The following is a 14,896-nucleotide window of genomic DNA, read 5'->3' as shown; positions in this document are numbered from 1 at the left end:
GTAAAATAAAAGTGACAGCGGTATCATACAGGATAAAGGTAAGAGAGGAATTAAGTACACATGAACAGACAAGAATTGATTGCAGAAGCATTAAAAGCGCGGGACACAGCGTATGTGCCGTATTCAAATTTCAGAGTGGGAGCCGCTCTTCTTACCAAAGACGGAAAAGTGTACAGAGGCTGCAACATCGAAAATGCGGCATACAGCATGTGCAACTGTGCTGAACGCACGGCGATATTCAAAGCTGTTTCCGAGGGGGATACGGAATTTGCGATGCTCGCCGTGGCTGCGGATACTCCGGGACCGGTTTCGCCGTGCGGAGCCTGCAGACAAGTAATTTCCGAGCTGTGCTCAAAGGATATGCTTGTTATTCTGACCAACTTACAAGGACAAATAAAAGAAATGACTGCGGAAGAATTATTACCGGGCGCATTTTCATCGGAGGATTTACATGACGAACGAAAGCTTTAAATCAGGATTTGTATCTATCATCGGAAGGCCGAATGTAGGAAAGTCTACCTTTTTAAACAGGGTCATCGGTCAAAAGATCGCCATCATGAGCGACAAACCCCAGACGACAAGAAATAAAGTCCAAGGGGTGCTGACAACCGGCACGTCGCAGACCATTTTTATTGATACACCGGGCATTCACAAACCAAAGCACAAGCTTGGCGACTTTATGATGAAAGTGGCGCAGAATACGCTGAAAGAAGTTGACTTGGTGTTATTTATGATTAACGCCGAAGAAGGGTACGGAAAAGGCGACGAGTTTATCATTGAAAAGCTCGGACAGACGTCTACACCGGTCTTTCTGATCGTTAACAAAATTGATAAGATCCACCCTGACCAGCTGCTTCTTTTAATTGATGAGTACCGTACGCGCTATCCGTTTAAAGAAATCGTGCCGATCTCAGCTTTGGAAGGGAACAACGTCGAAACCCTTCTCGCGCAGATTGAAGCGTATTTACCGGAAGGGCCTCAGTTCTATCCGAGCGATCAGGTGACTGACCACCCCGAGCGGTTCATTATTTCTGAACTGATCAGAGAAAAGGTGCTCCATCTGACAAGGGAAGAAGTGCCGCACAGCATCGCTGTCGCCATCGAGTCCATTAAAGGGCAGGAAAACGGCTCCGTCCATGTCGCCGCCACCATTGTGGTCGAGCGGGATTCTCAAAAAGGCATCGTCATCGGTAAAAAAGGAGCGCTTCTGAAAGAAGTCGGCAAAAGAGCGCGGGCTGATATTGAAGCTCTTTTGGGCTCACGCGTTTACCTGGAATTATGGGTGAAGGTGCAGAAAGACTGGCGGAATAAAATGTCTCAGCTGCGTGATTTCGGCTTCAAAGAGGATGAATATTAATTCATCTAAGGCGCATGTCTGAGGTGTGAGATTACCTCACAGAAGCAGGGATTCGTTAGCAAAATTTGTTTAACATGAAAAGGAGGACATCAGGTCAAGATAAGGGTAAGAATTTGGATTTGCAAGCTAGTTTAATGACGAAAGGTGGGTTTTTTGTGTTGAATTTTACCTGGAACGTATTTTCTCAAACAGGAAGTGTTGATACGTACCTTCTTTTTAAAGAACTGGAAAAAGAGAACCTGGAAAGACCCGAAGAACCGGAAGATGAGCTAGCCCGAATTGATTTTCCAATTTTGTAAACCTCTTGGCCCCTCCCATTGTTGGAAGGTGCGGAAATGCTGACTAAATGTGAAGGAATCGTGCTCCGTACGAATGACTACGGGGAGACGAATAAAATCGTGACATTGCTGACGAGGGAACACGGCAAAATCGGCGTCATGGCAAGGGGCGCCAGGAAGTCAGCCAGCCGGCTGTCAGCAGTCAGCCAGCCGTTTTTGTACGGGTCATTTTTAATGCAAAGAACATCCGGACTCGGCACGCTCCAGCAGGGTGAAATGATTCTCAGCATGAGAACGATCAGAGAAGATTTATTTTTGACGGCGTATGCCGCTTTTATCGCTGAACTCACTGACAAAGGAACGGAAGAGAAGAAACCGAACCCCTATTTATTCGAATTGATTCTCGAATCCTTTAAGAGGCTGAATGACGGGACTGACCCGGACGTGATCACCTTCATCGTGCAGATGAAAATGCTCGGCGTCATGGGGCTGTATCCGGAGCTGAATCATTGTGTCCACTGCAAAAGCGGGGAAGGGACGTTTCATTTTTCGATAAGAGATAACGGGTTTATCTGCCACCGCTGCTTTGAAAAGGATCCGTACAGAGTTCCGATGTCGCCGCAAACGGCAAGGCTGCTAAGGCTTTTTTATTACTTTGATATCGGAAGGCTCGGCAGCGTCTCGTTAAAACAGGAAACCAAAAACGAAATTAAACGGGTCATTGATCTGTATTACGAGGAATATTCAGGACTTTATTTAAAGTCAAAACGGTTTTTAGATCAGATGGAAAGCATGAAGAACCTTTTGGATGAAAACAAAAGTTGACATTCTGCCCATCTTTTTATATGATCATTTATTATAAAATATGTTGCAGTGACAGAAAGAAGTACTTGCGTCCAACTCATACAAGCGACCTTAGGGCAGTGTAAGCTAAGGATGAGCGCGCAACGAAAGGCATTCTCGAGCAACCCTTTAAAAAGAGGCTGAGTGATTCACATCCTCAGCAACTAGGGTGGAACCGCGGGAGAACTCTCGTCCCTATGTTTGCGGCCGGCAAGCATAGAGACGGGAGTTTTTTGGTTGCCGCCGCACTTGTAAAAGAATGGAGAAAGTGGAGGTGCTTGAAATGAACATTCAAGATATGATTTTAACCTTGCAGAAGCACTGGTCGAATGAAGGCTGTGTGCTCATGCAGTCGTATGATGTGGAGAAAGGCGCAGGCACAATGAGCCCGTATACATTTTTACGAAGCATCGGGCCGGAACCGTGGAGAGTGGCTTACGTTGAGCCGTCCAGACGGCCTGCGGACGGACGGTACGGTGAAAACCCGAACAGGCTCTATCAGCATCATCAATTCCAAGTCATTATCAAGCCGTCGCCTGATAACATTCAAGAGCTTTATCTTGATTCATTGCGTGCGCTCGGCATTGACCCGCTTGAACATGATATCCGTTTCGTAGAAGACAACTGGGAAAACCCGTCTTTAGGCTGTGCAGGTCTCGGCTGGGAAGTATGGCTTGACGGGATGGAAATTACTCAGTTTACATACTTCCAGCAGGTGGGCGGAATTGAATGTAAACCGGTATCCGTTGAGATCACATATGGTATTGAACGTCTCGCGTCATATATTCAGGATAAAGAAAACGTCTTTGATCTTGAATGGACGTCAGGATTTACTGTGAAAGATTTATTTATGATGGCTGAATATGAGCATTCCGTTTATACTTTTGAAACATCTGACGTGGATATGCTTTTCCATTTGTTCAGCACCTATGAAAAAGAAGCGATCAGACAAATGGATAACGGGCTCGTGCATCCGGCCTATGATTATGTGCTGAAATGCTCTCACACATTTAATCTGCTCGATGCAAAAGGCGCGATCTCGGTGACGGAGCGGACGGGTTATATCGGCCGTGTCCGCAACTTAGCGAGAAAAGTGGCAAAAACGTATTATGAAGAACGGGAAAAATTAGGGTTCCCAATGCTTAAAGAGGAGGGCTCTTCCCATGAGTAAACAAGACTTGCTTTTAGAGATCGGACTCGAGGAAATGCCGGCGCGGTTTTTACATGACAGCATGGTGCAGCTCGGTGAAAAGCTGACCGGCTGGCTGGCTGAAAAAAATATCGCCCATGGCGAAGTGAAACTTTTTAATACGCCGAGACGTCTGGCAGTATATATAAAAGACGTAGCAGAAAAACAGGCTGATATTCAGGAAGAAGCAAAAGGCCCTGCGAAAAAAATCGCTCTGGATGCTGACGGAAACTGGACAAAAGCCGCTATCGGATTTTCAAAAGGCCAAGGCGCCGGAGTGGATGACCTGTATATAAAAGATGTAAACGGCACGGAATATGTCTTCGTTCAAAAATTCCAGGCGGGACAAGAGACGAAGACACTTTTACCGCAGCTGGAAAATTTGATTGCCGGAATGCATTTCCCAAAAAACATGCGCTGGGGCACGCAGGATCTGCGCTATATCCGTCCGATCAAATGGATTATCGCTCTCTTTGGAAAAGACGTCATTCCGTTTAAAATCACAAATGTCGAGACGGGCCGGAACACACAGGGACACCGCTTTCTCGGCCAAGAAGTATCTGTTGATGCACCGTCATCATACGAAAAGCTGCTGAAAGAACAAAGCGTCATTGCTGACCCGAAAGAACGCAAACAAATGATCCAAAGCCAGCTGGACGCGCTTGCAGCCGAGAAGAAATGGAACATTCCGATAGATGAGGATCTGCTGAACGAAGTCAACCATCTGGTGGAATACCCGACGGCGCTTTACGGATCTTTTGAATCCGAGTTTCTTTCTATCCCTGAAGAAGTGCTTGTAACAACAATGAAAGAGCATCAGCGCTACTTCCCGGTAAAAGATGAAAACGGGAATCTGCTGCCTCATTTTATTACGGTAAGAAACGGGAACAGCCATGCAATTGAAAATGTTGCCCGCGGAAACGAGAAAGTGCTGAGAGCAAGGCTTTCAGATGCTGCGTTCTTCTACAAAGAAGACCAAAAGCTGAACATTGATGAAAACGTGAAGAAACTGGAAAATATCGTTTTCCATGAAGAGCTCGGCTCCCTTGGAGATAAAGTAAGAAGAGTGGCCGCCATTGCGGGCAAACTTGCCGTCCGCCTGAAAGCGGATGAACAGACGCAAAAACTTGTGAAGCGCGCTGCAGAAATTTCTAAATTTGACCTGGTTACACATATGATCTATGAGTTCCCTGAGCTTCAGGGCGTGATGGGAGAAAAATATGCGCGCATGCTCGGTGAAGATGAAGCCGTCGCTGCCGCTGTCAATGAGCACTATATGCCGAGAGCGGCCGGGGGAGAAGTGCCTTCAACCTTTACCGGCGCGGTTGTGGCGTTAGCTGATAAACTAGACACGATTGCTTCCTTCTTCAGCATTGACGTGATTCCGACAGGTTCTCAGGACCCGTACGGATTGCGCCGTCAGGCAAGCGGCATCGTTTCCATTCTGATCGACCGCAACTGGGGCATTTCTTTTAAAGAGCTGCTGTCATTGACAGAAACGGAAAAAGAAAATGAGCTCCTCGATTTCTTTACACAGCGTCTGAAATACGTCTTAAACGCTGAAGACATCCGTCATGACGTTATTGAAGCCGTTCTGGACAGCACAGAGCTTGAGCCGTATGCAGCCGTTCATAAGGCAAGAGTGCTTGAGAAGCACCTCGGCACACCCGGCTTTAAAGAAACGGCTGAATCACTCGGCCGGGTCATCTCCATCAGCAAAAAAGGCGAGAGCCGCGATATCAATCCGGATCTGTTTGAAAATGAACAGGAGAAAAAGCTGTTTGACGCTTATCAAAAAACAAAAGACAGTGTCGCGGAAAGCTTTGCCTCCAAAAACTATGAACAGGCGCTTGCCGTGCTCAGCGGATTAAAGGAGCCGATTGAAGACTACTTTAATCACACGATGGTAAATGCGGACGATGAAGCATTAAAAACCAACCGTTTAGCGCAAATGACCGCTCTTGCAGATGTGATCAAGTCTTTTGCTAATATGAATCATCTTATTGTAAAATAAAGAAAAAGACGGTTGCTGTGTGATCGGCAATCGTCTTTTCCCCTTTTACATAAACATCACAGAATGAAAACATAGATAAAGAAACCCTTCCATAAAGGTGGTGAGTACGATCGAATTAAATAAACGGCAAGAACAAATTTTACAGATTGTAAAGGAAAACGGCCCGATTACCGGAGAGCATATCGCAGAACAGCTCAATTTAACGAGGGCCACGCTGCGGCCGGACTTGGCCATACTCACCATGTCAGGCTTCTTAGAGGCCCGTCCGCGGGTCGGTTATTTTTATACGGGGAAAACGGGAAATCAGCTGCTTGCGGATAAACTGAAAAAGCTGCAAGTGAAAGATTTTCAATCGATCCCTGTTGTCATCAATGAGAATGTCTCGGTATACGATGCCATCTGCACCATGTTTTTAGAAGATGTCGGCACGTTATTTGTCGTAGATCGTGATGCTGTCTTAGTCGGTGTGCTGTCACGCAAAGATTTGCTGCGGGCGAGCATCGGCCAGCAGGAACTTGCCTCAATACCGGTTCATATTATCATGACAAGAATGCCGAATATCGCCGTCTGCCGGCGTGACGATTATGTGATGGACATCGCCAAGTATTTAATTGAAAAACAGATCGATGCCCTGCCCGTTATTAAAGATACGGATAAAGGCTTTGAGGTCATCGGCCGGTTTACCAAAACGAATATGACTAAGATACTTGTCAGTTTATCAGAAAATGAAATCATATAAGCTTGAAAACTAACGGGGGGATAACATGGACAATCGCATCATTTATGTAGTATCAGACTCAGTCGGAGAAACCGCCGAACTCGTTGTAAAAGCCTCGCTCAGCCAGTTTAACGGCTCAGCCGATGATACGCATATCAGAAGAATACCTTATGTGGAAGATATCGGCACCATTAATGAAGTCGTGTCTCTCGCCAAAGCGGACGGCGGCATTATTTGTTTTACACTCGTTGTTCCTGAAATGCGCAAATACCTGGTTGAACAAGCGGAAAAAGCGAATGTGCTGTATTACGATATTATCGGTCCGCTCATCGATAAAATGGAATCGGCTTACGGTCTGACCGCCAAATATGAACCGGGCCGCGTCCGCCAGCTTGATGAAGATTATTTCAAAAAGGTCGAGGCGATCGAGTTTGCCGTCAAATATGACGATGGCAGAGATCCAAGAGGCATTTTAAAAGCCGATATCATCCTGCTCGGAGTATCCAGAACGTCTAAAACCCCATTATCACAATATCTTGCCCATAAGCGTCTGAAAGTGGCCAATGTGCCGATCGTTCCTGAGGTCGATCCGCCGGAAGAACTGTTCAGCGTTGATCCGAAAAAATGCATCGGCTTAAAAATCAGCCCTGATAAACTGAACCATATACGAAAAGAACGGTTAAAATCTCTCGGCTTAAATGACAAAGCCATTTACGCCAATATCAACAGAATTAAAGAAGAGCTGGAGTATTTTGAGAAAATCGTGGACCGGATCGGCTGCCAAGTCGTTGACGTTTCGAATAAAGCGGTCGAGGAAACAGCGAACATCATTCATCATCTCAAAACAAAGGGCCGATAACTCAGGACGCTTTATCCTGGGTTTTTGGGTATGCAAATAGGGAATAAACAAAAAGGATGGCATCTTCGCGAAGTTTGTATTATAATAAAAAATTGTGATAAAATGTTTATTTTTAGGTTTAAGCTTCGTGTGATACGAATAAACTATTATGGGTAAGATGTCAAGAATAACTCCCGGAAATTTTTCGACAAAGCTCAAAATAGATCCGCAGTCATGGAGCATATGCGATTTCGCTTGTTTTTATGCAGGAGATTGATGGAGGGATGGAGAATTAGTCTTCTAAATGAAAAAGAAAAGACGATTTTTGTCGATGCAGACGCATGCCCCGTAAAAGAGGAAATAATGCTCATTGCATCGCAATTCAGCGTTCGGGTTATTTTCGTCGCATCATTTGAACACTACCAGCTTTCCAGAAGCAAAGACGAGAACTGGGTATACGTTGACCCTCATAAAGAAGCGGCAGACTTATATATCGCAAACCATGTGAGATCGGGAGACGTCGTAGTCACGCAGGATATCGGTTTAGCCTCTCTTTTGCTGAACAGAAATATTGCCGTCTTATCGGAAAGGGGCCGTTCTTATACTGAAGACACGATTGACTTCGCTCTGATGAGCCGTCATATGTCAGGCAAAATGAGAAGAAGCGGCATTCATTCCAAAGGACCTAAAAAATTAAATAAAGAAGATCGGAATCGATTTGTTACCCTGCTTAAAAAAATCCTGTCGAATGATGAAGGGATTTCAAATCAAAACATCGAATAATGTACGACGGAGTGTTATAAGATGGGAAACCGCATACCAGATGAAGTAGTTAATCAGGTGCAGCAGTCAGCAGACATTGTTGAAGTCATAGGTGATTATGTCCAATTGAAAAAGCAAGGCCGCAACTACTTTGGGCTCTGTCCGTTTCACGGGGAAAACACGCCCTCGTTTTCCGTCTCCAGCGATAAGCAGATCTTTCATTGCTTCGGATGCGGTGCGGGCGGGAACGTTTTCTCTTTCTTACGGCAGATGGAAGGTTATTCATTTACGGAAGCTGTTTCTCACCTTGCGGATAAATATCAGATTGATTTTCCTGATGATATAACGATTCACTCTGCATCCAGGCCGGAATCTTCCGGAGAGCAGAAGATGGCGGAAGCCCACGAGCTTCTGAAGAAATTTTACCATCATTTGCTAATAAATACAAAGGAAGGCCAGGAAGCGTTAGATTACCTTTTATCAAGGGGTTTTACGAAAGAGCTCATAGATGAGTTTGAAATCGGCTACGCGCTGGATTCCTGGGATTTCATGACGAAATTCTTGAAAAAGCGCGGTTTTGAGGAAGAACTGATGGAAAAAGCGGGTCTGCTGATCAGAAGGGAAGACGGCAGCGGGTATTTTGACCGTTTCAGAAACAGAATTATGTTTCCCATTCATGATCACCACGGAGCCGTGGCGGCTTTTTCAGGAAGGGCGCTCGGAAGCCAGCAGCCGAAATATATGAACAGCCCGGAAACGCCGCTGTTTCATAAATCTAAGCTGCTGTATAACTTTCATAAGGCGCGCCTGCCGATCAGGAAAGAGGAGAGAGCCGTTCTGTTTGAAGGCTTCGCTGACGTCATATCCGCCGTCAGCTCAGGCGTAAAAGAAAGTATCGCCACAATGGGGACGTCGCTCACCGAAGAACATGTGAAAATCCTCAGGAGAAATGTTCAGGAGGTCATTCTCTGCTACGATTCGGATAAAGCCGGGTACGAAGCTACGCTGAAAGCGGCCGGCCTGCTCCAGAAAGCCGATTGTAAGGTAAGAGTAAGCATGCTGCCTGACGGACTTGATCCTGATGATTATATCAGAACCCGGGGCGGAGAAAAATTCCGGACCGATATCATTGATGCAAGCGTTACGGTCATGGCTTTTAAAATGCAGTATTTCCGCAAAGGGAAAAACTTATCTGACGAAGGAGACCGGCTCGCTTACATGAAAGAAGTGCTGAAAGAAATCAGCGCTCTTTCCGGGTCGCTTGAGCAGGAAATGTATGTGAAGCAGCTCGCCTCAGAATTTTCTCTTTCGGTAGAATCTTTGACGGAACAGCTTTCCATCTACGCCAGACAAAACGCCCCCGGCGACAAAAACGCCGAACCGCAGACAAGGCGGGCCCGGGTGACGACAAAAGCGAAACGGCGCCGTCTCCGTCCCGCCTATGAGAACGCGGAAAGACTTCTGCTCGCTCATATGCTGAGAGACCGAAACGTCATAAAGAAAGTGATTGAGCGTGTCGGCTTTGAATTTAACATTGACGGACATCGTGCGCTGGCAGCATACCTGTACGCTGTTTATGAAGAGGGCGCTGACATGACGCCGCAGCATCTTATGGCGAGAATGCAGGATGAGGAAATCAGCCAGCTGCTTTCAGATATAGGGATGCTCCAAGTAAACGAGGAGCTCTCAGAGGCCGAGTTATCCGATTACGTAAAAAAAGTGTTGGATCACCGAAAATGGTCAATGATAAAGGAAAAAGAAGCAGAAAGAGCGGATGCGGAGAGGCAGAAAGACTTCGTGAAAGCTGCGTCTCTGGCTCAAGAAATTGTTGCATTGAACCGATCATTAAAGTAACACCACAAAGAGGCTTGCGTTCTGATTGGCAATGATTCCTTGCGGAGGAGCAAATAGATCGCTTAACCTCATCATGAATTGTCATTTATTATCCGCAGCCCTGCATGCTGAAAAAGAGAGAAGGCTTCCGGGTCGGATAAGAAACATACCGCTTTTAGAATTCGTTGCAAGCTTTGGAAGGAGGGATCCATAATGGCTGATAAACAAACCCACGAAACAGAAACAGAACTTACATTAGACCAGGTAAAAGAGCAGCTTACTGAAACTGGAAAAAAACGTGGCGTTTTAACATATGAAGAAATTGCTGAACGCATGTCCAGCTTTGAAATTGAATCAGACCAAATGGATGAGTATTATGAATTTTTAGGAGAACAAGGTGTTGAATTAATTAGTGAAAATGAAGAAACGGAAGATCCTAATATTCAACAGCTTGCCAAAGCCGAAGAAGAATTTGACCTTAATGACCTCAGCGTACCGCCTGGCGTAAAGATCAATGATCCAGTCCGCATGTACCTTAAGGAAATCGGACGGGTAAATCTTCTTTCTGCTAAAGAAGAAATCACCTACGCTCAAAAAATTGAAGAGGGTGACGAGGAATCTAAACGCAGACTGGCTGAAGCAAACCTTCGTTTAGTTGTCAGCATTGCTAAACGGTATGTCGGCCGCGGCATGCTTTTCTTAGACTTGATCCAAGAAGGAAACATGGGTCTCATGAAAGCCGTCGAGAAGTTTGACTACCGTAAAGGATATAAATTCAGTACGTATGCGACTTGGTGGATCAGACAGGCGATTACACGCGCCATCGCTGACCAGGCGAGAACAATCCGTATCCCGGTTCACATGGTGGAAACCATCAACAAATTAATCCGGGTGCAGCGTCAGCTTCTTCAGGATCTTGGCAGAGAGCCGACACCGGAAGAGATTGCTGAAGACATGGATCTTACGCCTGAAAAAGTCCGTGAAATATTAAAAATTGCTCAAGAGCCTGTTTCTTTAGAAACGCCGATCGGTGAAGAGGACGACTCACATCTCGGTGATTTCATCGAAGACCAGGAAGCGACATCTCCGTCGGATCATGCGGCATATGAGCTTTTAAAAGAACAGCTGGAAGATGTGCTGGATACGTTGACAGATCGTGAAGAAAACGTGCTGCGTCTCCGTTTCGGTCTGGATGACGGACGCACAAGAACTTTGGAAGAAGTAGGCAAAGTGTTTGGAGTAACGAGAGAGCGTATTCGCCAAATTGAAGCAAAAGCGCTTCGCAAATTGAGACATCCGAGCAGAAGCAAACGTCTGAAGGATTTTCTCGAATAGAATGGAACGGGTCTTTTTGATCCGTTCTTTTTTATGTATAAGATATATGGATAATATACCTTTATTTTACTGGATAAGCATATGTTTTGCAAATGAGTTTGGAAAAAATGCGGCATGTCCTGAAAGGGGGAAAATGAGATAAGTTTATTTATATTCTTTATTGTAAGCGTATACAATTCATTATACAATAGAATAAAGATAATTTTGTGATAAACAAAACAGTTATTTTTGCTTTTTGTATAAATTGTGAAATCAATGAAATTGCTGAGCAAGACCATTTACTTTTTGTAAAAATAAGTTAGAATTAGAAGTGTTTACATAGGGGGAGAATGAAAAAGGGGGATGGAGATATGAAGTGGAATCCGCTGATTCCTTTTTTGCTCATTGCAGTGCTGGGAATAGGGCTGACTTTCTTTTTAGCTGTAAAAGGCAATGGAGATGCGCATCAGATCGCAAGCGGCGGTGAAAGCAAAAATGCCGAGAAGGAAACTGCAAACGCTTCACCTGAAGAGATTTATAAAGCGAACTGCATCACCTGTCACGGGGAAAACTATGAAGGTGTATCAGGGCCGAACTTAAAAGGCGTCGGCAAAAGAAAAGATGTCGCTGAGATTAAAACAAAAATTGAAAAAGGCGGCAACGGGATGCCCGCGGGCCTTGTGCCGGCCGAAAAGCTGGATGACATGGCAAAATGGGTTTCTGACATTAAATAAAGCTTTACCGGTCCCTATATAAAAGACATATGAAAAACTCTATCCGCCGCTTGGATTCCGGGCGGTTTTTTTATATGATAGTAAAGGAAAAAGAACCTGAGAAAAGTTGTGATATTGTGAATGAAATGAAGTTATCTAAAAGATTGCAGTCTGTGGCGGAATATATCCCTCCGGGTGCCCTGGTTGCTGATATCGGGTCGGACCACGCGTATCTTCCTTGCTATGCCGTTTTGAATCATTTGGCAAGCCGGGCAATCGCCGGTGAAATTACAGACGGACCGTTTCTATCCGCCAAACAGCAGGTGGAAAAACTGGACTTAAGCACTCTTATCTCCGTAAGGAAAGGTGACGGGCTGAGCGTCCTTGAAAAAGGAGAAGCCGGCGCCATTACAATCGCTGGCATGGGCGGAGCGCTGATCGCTCATATTTTGGAGTCCGGAAAAACGAAATTGACGGGGCGTGAACGGCTGATTCTGCAGCCGAATATTCATGCCGTTCATATAAGAGAGTGGCTGTATCAGGAAGGCTATGAACTGATTGATGAAGTGATTCTCGAAGAAGACGGAAAGTGTTATGAAATCCTCGTTGCGGAAACTGGCGACCGTGATGCGCCGTATCGGGACGTGCCGATGGCTGCCGGAATGCTTGCGGGTCCGTTTTTATTAAAAGAGAGGAATGAAGTGTTTCTTCGGAAATGGAGCCAGGAACTTAAGCATACTGAACAAATTTATGAACAGATCAGCCGCAGCGCAAAGCATGAAAGTCATGAAAAATTAGCTGAATTGAAAGAGCGGATTTCTCTGCTGAAGGAGGTAATCGGACATGCCTAAACATGTAAACGGACAGGAAATCATCCAGCTGTTTGAACAATTTTCACCGAAGGCTTTTGCGGTGGAAGGAGATAAAATCGGCCTGCAGATCGGTACATTGAATAAGCCGGTGAAAAATGTCATGGTGACACTGGATGTTCTGGAACAAACGGTAGATGAAGCCATTGAGAAAAAAGTTGACTTAATTATCGCCCACCATCCGCCGATTTTTCGGCCGCTTAAACAGATCACCACTGATCAGCCTGGCGGAAGACTGATTGAGAAATGTATAAAGCATGATATTGCCGTATATGCGGCTCATACGAATCTTGATGTAGCGGACGGCGGTGTGAATGATCTGCTTGCCGAAGCTCTCGGCCTGACAGACACAGAAGTGCTCGTCCCGACATATTCGGATCCGCTGAAAAAGCTTGCCGTATATGTTCCGAAAGACTATGAAGAAGCTGTAAGAACTGCACTTGGCAACGCCGGAGCGGGACATATCGGCAATTACAGCCATTGCGCGTTCTCCTCTGAGGGAATCGGCAGCTTTAAGCCGCTGGACGGGGCAGAACCGTTTATCGGACAGACGGGAGAACTGGAGCTCGTCCATGAAGTGAGACTTGAGACCGTTTTTCCGGCAAGTATGGAGAAAACCGTCGTAAAAGCGCTGAAAAAAAGCCATCCGTATGAAGAGGTGGCATATGATATTTATCCAGTGGAGCAGTCTCCGCTTGAAAAAGGGCTCGGCCGCATCGGAAAACTTCAGCAAGACATGACGCTTGAAGAGTTTGCTCTGTTTGTGAAAGAAAAGTTTGACGTTAACGGAGTCCGGATGGTCGGAGAGCGAAACAGCAAGGTGAAAAAAGTCGCGGTTCTTGGCGGTGACGGAAATAAATATATTTATCAGGCAAAGCGGAAGGGTGCAGATGTTTACGTGACGGGCGATCTTTATTTCCATGTAGCGCATGATGCGATGATGATGGGGTTAAACGTCGTGGACCCGGGGCATTATGCTGAAAAAATCATGAGAAAAGGCACGGCTGAGAAGCTTACGGCAATGGCCGGGGAGAAAAACTATGATGTGCGCATTTTCGCTTCCGAAACAGATACAAACCCATTTACTTTCTTATAAAAAAACTGAGGCCCCCGGCCTCAGTTTTTTATTTTTACTTTCGGAAGGATTTTTTTTAGCGGCACACTGTGTTCAAGCTGCCATGTCGATTCATCGTTGTGGTCAAACTGCTCTAAAAAGCGGATGACTTCCTTTGTAATCGGTGTCGGTGTTGATGCGCCTGCGGTAACGGCGACGGTATTGACGTCTTTCAGCCATTCGAGCTTCAGTTCACTGATGTCTCCGATTCGGTAGGCTTTTGTTCCGGCGATTTCTTCTGACACTTGTGCCAGTCTGTTGGAGTTATTGCTTTTCGGATCACCGACAACAATGGTTAAGTCCGCTTTTTTTGCCTGCTCTGATACAGCTTCTTGACGAACCTGTGTGGCCAGGCAGATTTCCTGATGGTATTCCACGTACGGGTACTTTTCTTTGACTGATTCCATAATATCGTGGACGTCCCACTGGGACATTGTCGTTTGGTTTGTAACGATTAATTTCTCAGCCTGAATATCGAGATTTCTCACGTCTTCCTCTGTTTCAACGAGATGAACGATTTCAGGAGCGACGCCGACGGCTCCTTCAGGCTCGGGGTGGCCTTTTTTACCGATGTATATGACGTGATAACCTTCAGCTTTTACTTTTCGGATTAAGTCATGTGTTTTCGTGACGTCCGGGCATGTGGCGTCAATCGTAACAAGCCCTTTTTCCTCAGCGGCTTTTCTTACTTCCGGAGATACCCCGTGAGCCGTGAAAATAACGGTTCCTTTTTCCACCTGCTTTAAAATCTCCAGACGGTTTGTGCCGTCAAGCGTGTAAATGCCGTCTTCCTCAAACGCATCTGTGACATGCTTATTATGAACAATCATTCCCAGTATATATATAGGTCTTGGCAGTGTTTTATCGAGTGACGCGTTTTTGGCTATGACCATGGCATCAACAACGCCGTAACAGTAGCCGCGCGGCGATATTTTGATAACGTCCAATGTAGATGTCCTCCTATCAAAAGTGAGTGTAGAGGCAATATAAAAAGCCGTAGTTAAACGGCTCAAATCTTGCATTCTTCTGATCTCATTATAGCTAATCTTTCGTG

Annotated in this window: 15 protein-coding genes; 14 read left to right on the top strand and 1 reads right to left on the bottom strand. The window is 45.6% G+C overall.

The genetic code is table 11. The features are described 5' to 3' along the window. Positions 1–60: 60 nt before the first annotated feature. The 14 genes from JNUCC21_RS13415 to JNUCC21_RS13350 all read left to right on the top strand — a co-directional run bounded on the left by JNUCC21_RS13415 (position 61) and on the right by JNUCC21_RS13350 (position 13,824). Entirely contained in the window at positions 61–471 is a 411-nt protein-coding gene (locus tag JNUCC21_RS13415; RefSeq protein ID WP_003152976.1) for a cytidine deaminase, read from the top strand. Further along, entirely contained in the window at positions 452–1,357 is a 906-nt protein-coding gene (era, locus tag JNUCC21_RS13410) for a GTPase Era (RefSeq protein WP_007408285.1), read from the top strand. Before JNUCC21_RS13415 ends, era begins: the two co-directional genes overlap by 20 nt. A gap of 155 nt (positions 1,358–1,512) precedes the next feature. Continuing rightward, positions 1,513–1,656, top strand: a complete 144-nt coding sequence (locus JNUCC21_RS13405) for a YqzL family protein (RefSeq protein ID WP_007408286.1) — start codon at positions 1,513–1,515, stop codon at positions 1,654–1,656. A gap of 36 nt (positions 1,657–1,692) precedes the next feature. Continuing rightward, positions 1,693–2,460: a DNA repair protein RecO gene (gene recO, locus JNUCC21_RS13400; RefSeq protein WP_012118014.1), complete on the top strand. Its 768-nt coding sequence runs from the start codon at positions 1,693–1,695 to the stop codon at positions 2,458–2,460. Between the two features lie 301 nt (positions 2,461–2,761). Further along, the gene (gene glyQ / locus JNUCC21_RS13395) at positions 2,762–3,649 is read left to right on the top strand and encodes a glycine--tRNA ligase subunit alpha (RefSeq protein WP_003152984.1); all 888 of its coding nucleotides are present in this window, start codon (positions 2,762–2,764) and stop codon (positions 3,647–3,649) included. After that, a complete protein-coding gene (gene glyS, locus JNUCC21_RS13390) occupies positions 3,642–5,681 on the top strand; it encodes a glycine--tRNA ligase subunit beta (protein ID WP_025285009.1) in 2,040 nt (679 codons plus the stop codon). Before glyQ ends, glyS begins: the two co-directional genes overlap by 8 nt. A gap of 100 nt (positions 5,682–5,781) precedes the next feature. Then, positions 5,782–6,420 carry a transcriptional regulator CcpN gene (ccpN, locus tag JNUCC21_RS13385; protein WP_003152989.1) on the top strand — a complete coding sequence of 213 codons (639 nt, stop codon included), beginning with the start codon at positions 5,782–5,784 and terminating at the stop codon, positions 6,418–6,420. Positions 6,421–6,445: 25 nt separating this feature from the next. Continuing rightward, positions 6,446–7,258 (top strand): pyruvate, water dikinase regulatory protein, encoded by an 813-nt coding sequence (locus JNUCC21_RS13380; protein WP_003152991.1) that lies wholly within the window; start codon positions 6,446–6,448, stop codon positions 7,256–7,258. A 255-nt stretch (positions 7,259–7,513) separates the two neighbouring features. Continuing rightward, positions 7,514–8,020, top strand: coding sequence for a YaiI/YqxD family protein (locus JNUCC21_RS13375; RefSeq protein ID WP_014418404.1), 507 nt, complete (start codon positions 7,514–7,516; stop codon positions 8,018–8,020). A gap of 21 nt (positions 8,021–8,041) precedes the next feature. After that, entirely contained in the window at positions 8,042–9,853 is a 1,812-nt protein-coding gene (gene dnaG / locus JNUCC21_RS13370; protein WP_007408290.1) for a DNA primase, read from the top strand. A gap of 192 nt (positions 9,854–10,045) precedes the next feature. After that, positions 10,046–11,167 carry an RNA polymerase sigma factor RpoD gene (gene rpoD, locus JNUCC21_RS13365; RefSeq protein WP_003152998.1) on the top strand — a complete coding sequence of 374 codons (1,122 nt, stop codon included), beginning with the start codon at positions 10,046–10,048 and terminating at the stop codon, positions 11,165–11,167. 350 nt (positions 11,168–11,517) lie between these two features. After that, positions 11,518–11,880 carry a cytochrome c550 gene (gene cccA / locus JNUCC21_RS13360; RefSeq protein ID WP_003152999.1) on the top strand — a complete coding sequence of 121 codons (363 nt, stop codon included), beginning with the start codon at positions 11,518–11,520 and terminating at the stop codon, positions 11,878–11,880. A gap of 125 nt (positions 11,881–12,005) precedes the next feature. Continuing rightward, a complete protein-coding gene (locus JNUCC21_RS13355) occupies positions 12,006–12,710 on the top strand; it encodes a tRNA (adenine(22)-N(1))-methyltransferase TrmK (protein WP_032866478.1) in 705 nt (234 codons plus the stop codon). Further along, a complete protein-coding gene (locus tag JNUCC21_RS13350) occupies positions 12,703–13,824 on the top strand; it encodes a Nif3-like dinuclear metal center hexameric protein (protein WP_015240228.1) in 1,122 nt (373 codons plus the stop codon). Before JNUCC21_RS13355 ends, JNUCC21_RS13350 begins: the two co-directional genes overlap by 8 nt. 20 nt (positions 13,825–13,844) lie before the next feature. Here JNUCC21_RS13350 and JNUCC21_RS13345 read toward each other — a convergent pair whose 3' ends face one another. After that, positions 13,845–14,789: a 4-hydroxy-3-methylbut-2-enyl diphosphate reductase gene (locus tag JNUCC21_RS13345; protein WP_012118007.1), complete on the bottom strand. Its 945-nt coding sequence runs from the start codon at positions 14,787–14,789 to the stop codon at positions 13,845–13,847. Positions 14,790–14,896: the final 107 nt, after the last annotated feature.

This window comes from Bacillus sp. JNUCC-21, from assembly GCF_041222765.1.
Lineage (GTDB): Bacteria > Bacillota > Bacilli > Bacillales > Bacillaceae > Bacillus > Bacillus velezensis.
Note: the sequence above shows the minus strand (reverse complement) of the source record. Positions and strands in the feature narration are given on the sequence as shown.

Bases quoted from the DNA above. Each gene is read 5' to 3' on its own strand.
- JNUCC21_RS13415 (WP_003152976.1), top strand. From the start codon at position 61: ATGAACAGACAAGAATTGATTGCAGAAGCATTAAAAGCGCGGGACACA.
- era (WP_007408285.1), top strand. From the start codon at position 452: ATGACGAACGAAAGCTTTAAATCAGGATTTGTATCTATCATCGGAAGG.
- recO (WP_012118014.1), top strand. From the start codon at position 1,693: ATGCTGACTAAATGTGAAGGAATCGTGCTCCGTACGAATGACTACGGG.
- glyQ (WP_003152984.1), top strand. From the start codon at position 2,762: ATGAACATTCAAGATATGATTTTAACCTTGCAGAAGCACTGGTCGAAT.
- glyS (WP_025285009.1), top strand. From the start codon at position 3,642: ATGAGTAAACAAGACTTGCTTTTAGAGATCGGACTCGAGGAAATGCCG.
- JNUCC21_RS13380 (WP_003152991.1), top strand. From the start codon at position 6,446: ATGGACAATCGCATCATTTATGTAGTATCAGACTCAGTCGGAGAAACC.
- JNUCC21_RS13375 (WP_014418404.1), top strand. From the start codon at position 7,514: ATGGAGGGATGGAGAATTAGTCTTCTAAATGAAAAAGAAAAGACGATT.
- dnaG (WP_007408290.1), top strand. From the start codon at position 8,042: ATGGGAAACCGCATACCAGATGAAGTAGTTAATCAGGTGCAGCAGTCA.
- rpoD (WP_003152998.1), top strand. From the start codon at position 10,046: ATGGCTGATAAACAAACCCACGAAACAGAAACAGAACTTACATTAGAC.
- cccA (WP_003152999.1), top strand. From the start codon at position 11,518: ATGAAGTGGAATCCGCTGATTCCTTTTTTGCTCATTGCAGTGCTGGGA.
- JNUCC21_RS13355 (WP_032866478.1), top strand. From the start codon at position 12,006: ATGAAGTTATCTAAAAGATTGCAGTCTGTGGCGGAATATATCCCTCCG.
- JNUCC21_RS13350 (WP_015240228.1), top strand. From the start codon at position 12,703: ATGCCTAAACATGTAAACGGACAGGAAATCATCCAGCTGTTTGAACAA.